Annotated in this window: 7 protein-coding genes and 2 pseudogenes; 4 read left to right on the forward strand and 5 right to left on the reverse strand. The window is 69.2% G+C overall.

Going from position 1 to position 7732, the window contains the following annotated elements:
• Positions 1–77: 77 nt before the first annotated feature.
• Positions 78–704, reverse strand: a complete 627-nt coding sequence (locus tag ACWD4O_RS46065; RefSeq protein WP_451289070.1) for a TetR/AcrR family transcriptional regulator — start codon at positions 702–704, stop codon at positions 78–80.
• A gap of 80 nt (positions 705–784) precedes the next feature.
• Here ACWD4O_RS46065 and ACWD4O_RS46070 point away from each other — a divergent pair, with 80 nt between their 5' ends.
• Positions 785–1174 (forward strand): Dabb family protein, encoded by a 390-nt coding sequence (locus tag ACWD4O_RS46070; protein WP_451289071.1) that lies wholly within the window; start codon positions 785–787, stop codon positions 1172–1174.
• 67 nt (positions 1175–1241) lie between these two features.
• On the opposite strand, the gene ACWD4O_RS46075 is transcribed toward ACWD4O_RS46070, so the two are convergent.
• The 4 genes from ACWD4O_RS46075 to ACWD4O_RS46090 form a co-directional block, all read right to left on the reverse strand.
• Positions 1242–2993, reverse strand: coding sequence for a hypothetical protein (locus ACWD4O_RS46075; protein WP_451289073.1), 1752 nt, complete (start codon positions 2991–2993; stop codon positions 1242–1244).
• A 179-nt stretch (positions 2994–3172) separates the two neighbouring features.
• Complete coding sequence (locus ACWD4O_RS46080; RefSeq protein WP_451289074.1) at positions 3173–4024, reverse strand: MOSC domain-containing protein; 852 nt, start codon at positions 4022–4024, stop codon at positions 3173–3175.
• 157 nt (positions 4025–4181) lie between these two features.
• On the reverse strand, positions 4182–5342 hold the full coding sequence (locus ACWD4O_RS46085; RefSeq protein ID WP_451289075.1) for an NAD-dependent formate dehydrogenase: 1161 nt from the start codon (positions 5340–5342) through the stop codon (positions 4182–4184).
• A gap of 105 nt (positions 5343–5447) precedes the next feature.
• Positions 5448–6380, reverse strand: a complete 933-nt coding sequence (locus ACWD4O_RS46090; protein WP_451289076.1) for a LysR substrate-binding domain-containing protein — start codon at positions 6378–6380, stop codon at positions 5448–5450.
• Positions 6381–6616: 236 nt separating this feature from the next.
• Between ACWD4O_RS46090 and eno the strand changes: the two are divergent.
• The 3 genes and pseudogenes from eno to ACWD4O_RS46105 all read left to right on the forward strand — a co-directional run.
• Positions 6617–6829: pseudogene (gene eno / locus ACWD4O_RS46095) on the forward strand (phosphopyruvate hydratase); the annotation flags it as partial.
• 145 nt (positions 6830–6974) lie between these two features.
• Complete coding sequence (locus tag ACWD4O_RS46100) at positions 6975–7106, forward strand: hypothetical protein (RefSeq protein ID WP_451289077.1); 132 nt, start codon at positions 6975–6977, stop codon at positions 7104–7106.
• A 218-nt stretch (positions 7107–7324) separates the two neighbouring features.
• Positions 7325–7732, forward strand: a pseudogene (locus tag ACWD4O_RS46105) (DNA-directed RNA polymerase subunit alpha); the annotation flags it as partial.

The raw sequence follows: 7732 nt of genomic DNA on the forward strand, positions 1-7732 counted from the left end.
CCTGACCGGCGCGGTTCTGCTGGACGATCGGCCCATCGAATGACGCGATCCGTGGGAGCGGTGAACAGGGCGAGAGATCACTTTCCGTAGGCGCGCAGGAAGACGTCCATCGCGGTCTCCACGACGGTGTCCGGGGCGGCGTCGGGGCGGTACTCCAACGGGCCGGTGAGCAGGGAGAGAAAGTGCTCGGCGGCGACCTCCGGGTCGCACGGGCGCAGGTGGCCGACGAGAGCCAGGCGGGCCAGGCGGTCGGCGAGGGCGGATCGCACCGGTAGGGCTGTGCGCTCGCGTACGCTCTCCGCCAGGTCGGGGAATTGGGCCGTCTGCGCGCAGGCCAACTGCCGTACGGCGCGGGCGTCTTCGTCGCTGAACGCCTGCAGCAGGCCGCGGGCCACGGCCGTGAGCCGGGCGCGCGGGTCGACGTCCGCGGCAGCCTCGCGCAGCTGCTCGACGACGGCGAGGCTCTGCGCGCCGATCCGGTCGGCAGCGGCCTCGACGGCCTCGCGGTAGAGGCTCTCCTTGTCGTTCAGGTGGCTGTAGACAGTCGGCTTGGCGACGCCCGCCTCCAGCGCGATCTCCTTCACGCACGCCTGGGCGTAGCCCTGCCGCGCGAATACCGCGAACGCGCCGTCCAGGATCGCCTGTCGCCGCTCGGTCCGTCCACGGGCCTTACGCCCGCCCCCGGTTGACACTTCTGAGCCCATGAGTTCAGTGTAGTGACTGAACCAACGAGACCAAATTTCTGAACCAGCTGGTTCAGCGACATGGGAGGGGTGGGACAGTCATGATCGTCCACATGCTGCGCTTCACGTTCAAAGAGACCGTGACCGAGGAGGAGCGCGAGCACGTGCTCGCGACGATGCGGCGCACGGCCTCTGTCGACTCGGTGTCGTTCTCAACCGTGGGTCAAAACCTCGGCGATCCCGATGGTTTCACCCACGCCTACTGCGTGGGCATCGCCGACCTGCCGGCCCTGCGGCGCTACATGCACGACCCGGTTCACCTGGCCGGCGACCCGCAGATCATGCCCTACCTGGCCAGGATCGCCATCGGCCCGGACTTGTCCGATGACATGACGCCCACCCTCGCCGGGGACATCCTCGCCCTGCATGAGGAGAAGGCCGCGCTCTATCCGGAGTGGGCCGCCGAATTCGGCCCGCTGCTGGCGACCTGAAGAAGTCCGCCGTCCACAGCGGCACCAACCCCACCTGAGCGCCCCAGCCGCGGTTGCCGGTCAGCCTTCATCCAGTCGGTTCCGTAGATCTCGTGCCAGTGCTCTCGTCCTTCTCGTCCTTCTCGCCCGCTTCGATCGGGGCGTGGTGCCGCCGTTGAAGTTCATCGCGTTCGATGTCCGGGATCGTCATCGACTCGGCAAGCACGGCGGCGAGCGCATCCACTTGAGTGTTGTCGATGTCAGTGTGGAAGAGCCACCGGATGTTCTCGTCGCGCGTGATGAGGTCGATCGCCAAGCGCCCGCCTCTGTCCTGTGTGGTCGCTGCTCGGACGTATCGCACCTGGTCGATCGGAATGTCCTGGCGGATCTCGCCTTGCTCAAGGAATGCGTTCGTCTTGGCCGTGATGATGCGGCGATCCGTGACGGCGACCAGTGTCTTGGCCGCCGCCTTGTCCCTCGCTGCCGCCAGCTTCTCCTTCGCTCCGCCGAGGATCGCAGAAATGGGGCCGAGGGCATCGAGCTGGTCGGGGAAGCCGAGGACACGCAGGGTCTCGTCGTCCTCGAGGAACCACCGCAGGATGCGAAGGTATGGCTCGAGATCCAGCGATTTGGGTGCGCAGACAGCGCCCGGAGTCTCGAGCGGAGGGGCCGGCGGACGGAGAGCATCGGCGAGCGACTCGATCGTCTCCAGAAGACGGGTGGAGATCTCGCGGGCTGCCTTCACGTCCTTCCGCTTCCCCGGCAGCGGCCATGCGTCGGGGCCGGGGAGCTCGGCGGTGATCCGCAGCTCCCGCGTCAGCGCGTCGACGAGGCTCGTCGTCTCGGCGAGAGCGGAGTCGAACTCCGCGCGGGTGTCGCGCGCGATGACCTCGGCGTACTGCGCCTCGGCGGGGTCTTCGCGTCCGGCGGCCCTCGCCCTCGCGGCGCGGAGCGCGTGATACCCGGTCCATGCCTTGACGGAGGACAGGAGGGCGTAGGCGTCGAAGACGATCGCCTCGGCGTTCGTCTGCAGATACTCACGGTGGCTGCGTGCCTCGGGCCGACCGATCTGCCTGACGTGGTCGCTGACGTTCCCTCGGTAGAGCTCAAGCTGCTTCTGCAGTAGCGCTCCACTGCCCGCGACGTCCTCCCACAAGGAGGTCGGGACCGATTCGATCTCTCGCGCCTGGTCGACCGCGCGATCGATGGCGGCGACGAGTCCCGTCAGTTCGGCCCACTGATCCTTGCGGATGGTGGTGAGGACCTGACTTGTCACCGCGAGGTTGGTCCTGACGAGGCCCGAGACCTCACTCAGCATCATCTGAAGGGCGACCATGGCCAGCGCCGGCCCGATCGAGGCCGCGGTCTGCGCCTTGCTCACCGTATTCACGGAGTAGAGGCGGACCTGACGCAGGATGCGGCCAGGAACCATCACCGCTCCGAGGTTCCCGCCGTCCTTGACGGCAAGCGCCGCGCCGCTGTTCAGCAGGGCCTGTGACGTGGCGTCGATCCTGTAGAGCCCCTGCACGCCGGCGAACGCGTTTCCGAGATTGCCGACCACGGTCGCCGCGTTCCCGATCGAGGCGAGGATCGCTGAGATCTGCTTGCGGTCGGCAGCCGGCACGATCCCGAAGTCGATCAGATCGGGCTTCAGCTCCGGCGGGACCTCACCGGCGACGACAGCCACCCCGGGGAGCACCTCCACCAGGACCGTCGACACCGTCGTCGAGTCGACGTCCGAGTCGGACGTCGGATCGTCCACAACAGGTGAGTCGGCGGTATTGCTCTGGCCGTTCTCCTCAGGCTCGGCGATCTCCATCGAGTCCGAAGGGTCCTGCATGCGATTTCCTCCCCGCGAGGGCGCGCAACGGCCAGACGTCGTCGGCGTTCCCTGCCGAAGTCTACGGTTCGATGCCCTGCGGTCCAGCGGCTGTTCACGTCCCATCGGGCACCTCAGCTGTGTGTGCCGAGCACCCGGCGCTGCTGACAACCGCAGTGCGGGGCCGTTCCGGCAGCCGGTCAGGGAGCCTCCTGCAACGAGATCGGGTCGCCCACTCGGACCGTCCCTGGTTCCAGAACGTCCAGGTACACGCCAATGCACGACAGCCGGCCCAGGTCGAACACCGGAATGCGGTGTTCACGGGCAACCGCGCGCATGATGCCGGGGTCCGGCGGCAGTTCGTCGTGGCCGAGGGTGGGGACCACGCAGCGAGGTGTGGGGACCACGACGCGGAACAGCGCCTCCCCCACGCGCAGCCGTGACCCCAGCCAGGCGTCCTCCGGGAAACCCGGCCCTCCCCCGGTCTCCACCACCAGGTTGGGCCGGAAGCGTCGTGCGTCGAAGTCCCCGGCGGGATACACCGTCCGCATACGGGCCAGGGAGGAGGTGGTGACGAGATGGACCTGCCCGAAGTCGAAGAACGTCCCCGGGGCGACACTGCCCGTCGTGATCGTCTCCCCGGTGACATCGACGGCTGCCGACTCCCGTGCAGCCTCCGGGACACCGCCTTCGTACTCAGGCACGGCGCGCTCGAGTCTGGTGTGCTCCGGCACGCGGGCCGAGACGAAGACCTGACGGCCCAACAGCTTGGACAGCTCCTCGTCCAGGTCAGGGTCTTGAACGGACAGGGCAGTGCCGTCCGGCAGTACGACCCGGAGCGCGCCGGAGTCGTCGAGGCGACTCCGGCAACGCAGCAACTCCCCCCACTTCCGAGGGTGTTTGGCGCTGCCCACCGCACCCGTCTCATCGAGCACGGCGTACACCCGGTCCCCGGCGAGCCCGCGTTCCGTGACCGTCACGGCGATCACGGCCTCACCCAGCATCGACTTCACCGGATAGCGGTACAGCGCTGTCACAGTCCCAGTCCCCATGGATCAATCATGGCGCTCACCGCCCCGTGATTGCCTCGATTTCACAGCACGAGGACCGGCCACCGCCGACTCCACCACCGACTCCCCTGCCGACTCCACTGCGGGCTCCGGCGTGATCAGCGTGGACGCCGCCGGGCGGTGGCCTCCACGCCGAGGATCATTTCTTGACGGAGTACGAGTGCGCGCCGGTTCCGGCCAAGCCGCCGCCGTCGGCGATCAGGTATTCGTCGCGGATGGGACGGCCGGCGAACCAGGATTCCAGGATCTCGCGGGTGCCCGCCGCGTAACGGGCCTGCGCGGACAGCGACGAGCCCGAGATGTGCGGGGTCATGCCGTGGTGCGGCATGGTCCGCCAGGGATGGTCGGCCGGGGCCGGCTGCGGGTACCAGACGTCGCCCGCGTAACCCGCCAACTGGCCGCTGCGCAGGGCGCGGTCGACGGCGTCCCGGTCGACGATCTTCGCTCGTGCCGTGTTGATGAGGTACGCGCCGCGCTTCATCGCCGCCAGCAGTTCGTCGCCGAAGAGGCCTTCGGTCTCCGGGTGGAGCGGGGCGTTGATCGTGACGACGTCGCAGTGCGGGACCATCTCGGCGGCCGAGGCGTGGAAGACCAGCCCCAGCTCGCGCTCGACATCCTCCGGCAGCCGGTGGCGGTCGGTGTAGTGCAGCTTCACGTCGAAGGGGGCCAGGCGGCGCAGGACCGCGAGGCCGATGCGGCCGGCGGCCACGGTGCCGACGTGCATGCCCTCCAGGTCGTACGAGCGGGCCACGCAGTCCGCGATGTTCCAGCCGCCGTCGAGCACGACCTGGTGCGAGGGCAGGTAGTTGCGGACCAGGGACAGGGTCATCATCACGACGTGTTCGGCGACGCTGATGCTGTTGCAGTAGGTCACCTCCGCGACCGTCACGCCGTGGGCGATGGCCGCGTCGAGGTCCACGTGGTCGGAGCCGATGCCCGCGGTGACCGCCAGCTTGAGGTTCTTCGCCGCGGCGATGCGCTCGGGCGTCAGGTACGCCGGCCAGAACGGCTGGGAGATGACGACGTCCGCGTCGGCCAGCTCACGGTCGAAGACCGACCCGGCGCCGTCCTTGTCGGAGGTGACGACGAGGGTGTGACCGGCCTTCTCCAGGTAGGCGCGCAGGCCGAGTTCGCCGGAGACGCTGCCGAGAAGGTGGCCGGGGGTGAAGTCGATGCCCTCGGGGGTGGGGGTCGTCTGGCCGCCCGGGTAGTGGTCGATGGCGGGGAGGTCGTCGCGGGCGTACGTGGTCGGGTATCCGTCGGCGGGGTCGTCGTACAGAACGCAGAGCACCTTGGCCATGTCGCGGCTCCTCAACTGGCGTTGCGGGTAGGTGCCGTTCACGATCCTCGGGGTCGTTCGTCCTGGTCAAAGCGATCCTTGCTATGCCTTCATAGCCCGCTTCTATCAGTCTCGTCCGTCCAGGTAGGAGTGCAGCAGCTCGTCCAGCGCGTCGCGCACCCGCGCCTCCCGCGCCACCGTCACCAGTGCCTGCGCGAGAACCGAGGCGGGTTCGGTGCGGGCGACGACCAGTCCGACCCGTGGTCCGTGCGCGGGCCCCTCCAGCGGTACGACTCTCATCCCGTCCGGTACGCCGAACATATGCAGCCAGGCGTGCGAGATCACGCTGGACCAGCGGCCTCCGGGGAGGTGGGCGTACAGGCCGGCGACGCTGTCCGACTCGATCGCGGGCGCGGCGGTGGCCCCGTCGGCCGCGAAGCACTCGTCGATGATCCGCCGGTTGCGCATCCGTGGGGCCAGGAGGCACAGGGGCAGGGCCGCGGCTTGCGCCCACGAGGCCGCGTCGACCGCGCCCAGCGGTCCGCCGACCGGGGTGAGCAGGACATAGCGCTCCTCGTAGAGCGGATGACGGCGCACCTGGCGCAGCGTGTCGTCGTCCAGGTAGGTCATCGCCGCGTCCAGCTCGAACTCGGCCAGTCCGCGCGTGATCTGTGCCGACGACAGCGACTCCAGGGCCACCCCCGCTCGCGGATGCCGGTCGCAGAACGGCGTGGTCAGCAGGGAGGCGACCGGGAGCGCGGTGGGGACGACGCCCAGGCGCAGGGTACCGGTCAGCCCGCCGCGCAGGGCCGACAACTCCTGCTGCAGGGCGTCCCGTTCGGCGAGGATGCGGTGCGCCCACGCCAGGACGACCTCGCCCTCGGGAGTGAGGCCCTCGTACCGTCTGCCGCGCCGCACGATGGGGACGTCCAGCTCGTGTTCGAGGCGGCGGATCGCGGCCGACAGCGAGGGCTGCGAGACGTAGCAGGCCGCCGCAGCGCGGGCGAAGTGCCGCTCACGGGCGAGCGCGACGAGGTACTCCAGTTGGCGCAGCAGCATACGCGGCCTCCGCAGGGGGATCGCACGACCGGGGTTCGAAGGTGCCGACGTACAGCATCGGCCAAGCCGCGCGAGACAGGCCTCTTTCGTCAGGCGGCTTCATCGGGCGAGCGGAGGCGGCAGGGCCGCTCACGCCGTCCGGGTGCAGACGGTGGCCGGGCGCAAGCTCTCGGTGACCGCGTGCGGGATGTCGTCGCCTCGACTTCGTCGTACGCGCCATCGAGCAGACCGGCTACGAGCGCTGCCGGCTCACCGGCGACGACGTCTTCTGCACCGACGAAACACTCCTGCGCGCCGGCATCCAGGACGGCATCGCCAACTCGATCCTGGCCGGCTCGCTCTCTCGCGCCGACCGCACCGCCAAGTACAACCAGCTTCTGCGCATCGAGCAGGAACTGGGTGCCCAGGCCCGTTACGCGGGCCGGGAAGCACTCGGCCTGCGCCGGTAGCGGCTGCCCGCGACGGCCGTCCTCGCCCCGCCCGGCCTCGCCCCGCCCGCCCCACCGGGCCCGACTCACACGTCCAGCCGAACATCTCCCTGCCGCGCCGGTTCGTTGAGCGGGTGCCAGAACCCACCGACCGAAAGCAGGGGACATGACCGAGAACGACGACTACAGCGGCGCCGACCCCGGCATCACCGCCGAAGATGCAGGGGCCGAAGAGGACACCGAGACGAACGGGGACGTCCCCGACGACTACGAGCCGGGCATCGGCTACGACGGCTGAGCGCCCCACCAGCAGGGTGATCGGGTAGTCGCTGACGGCCTCAGCCCCGACCCCGGCGGGGCCACGGATGCCCCCGGAAGGGGGGTCCGAAGCCTTCTCGCCGGGTCGGAGCCGGGCGGCTCGGCCTCTTCGGAGGCCGAACCGTCCGGATCGCCCGTACCCTTCATGGTGTCTACGGCGTCACATAGCGGGCGCCAAACCACTGGAGGCAACACCCCGTGCTGATCGCTCAGCGTCCGTCCCTGACCGAAGAAGTCGTCGACGAGTTCCGCTCCCGGTTCGTGATCGAACCGCTGGAGCCGGGATTCGGCTACACCCTCGGCAATTCCCTCCGCCGAACCCTCCTGTCCTCGATCCCGGGTGCGGCGGTCACGTCCATCCGCATCGACGGCGTGCTGCACGAGTTCACCACCGTGCCCGGCGTCAAGGAGGACGTCACCGACCTGATCCTCAACATCAAGCAGCTGGTCGTCAGCAGCGAGCAGGACGAGCCGGTCGTGATGTACCTGCGCAAGCAGGGCCCGGGTCTGATCACCGCCGCCGACATCGCGCCCCCGGCCGGTGTCGAGGTGCACAACCCCGACCTCGTCCTCGCCACGCTCAACGGCAAGGGCAAGCTGGAGATG

Source organism: Streptomyces sp. NPDC002623 (assembly GCF_053592635.1).

Bases quoted from the DNA above. Each gene is read 5' to 3' on its own strand.
- ACWD4O_RS46065 (WP_451289070.1), bottom strand. From the start codon at position 704: ATGGGCTCAGAAGTGTCAACCGGGGGCGGGCGTAAGGCCCGTGGACGG.
- ACWD4O_RS46070 (WP_451289071.1), top strand. From the start codon at position 785: ATGATCGTCCACATGCTGCGCTTCACGTTCAAAGAGACCGTGACCGAG.
- ACWD4O_RS46075 (WP_451289073.1), bottom strand. From the start codon at position 2,993: ATGCAGGACCCTTCGGACTCGATGGAGATCGCCGAGCCTGAGGAGAAC.
- ACWD4O_RS46080 (WP_451289074.1), bottom strand. From the start codon at position 4,024: ATGGGGACTGGGACTGTGACAGCGCTGTACCGCTATCCGGTGAAGTCG.
- ACWD4O_RS46085 (WP_451289075.1), bottom strand. From the start codon at position 5,342: ATGGCCAAGGTGCTCTGCGTTCTGTACGACGACCCCGCCGACGGATAC.
- ACWD4O_RS46090 (WP_451289076.1), bottom strand. From the start codon at position 6,380: ATGCTGCTGCGCCAACTGGAGTACCTCGTCGCGCTCGCCCGTGAGCGG.
- ACWD4O_RS46100 (WP_451289077.1), top strand. From the start codon at position 6,975: ATGACCGAGAACGACGACTACAGCGGCGCCGACCCCGGCATCACCGCC.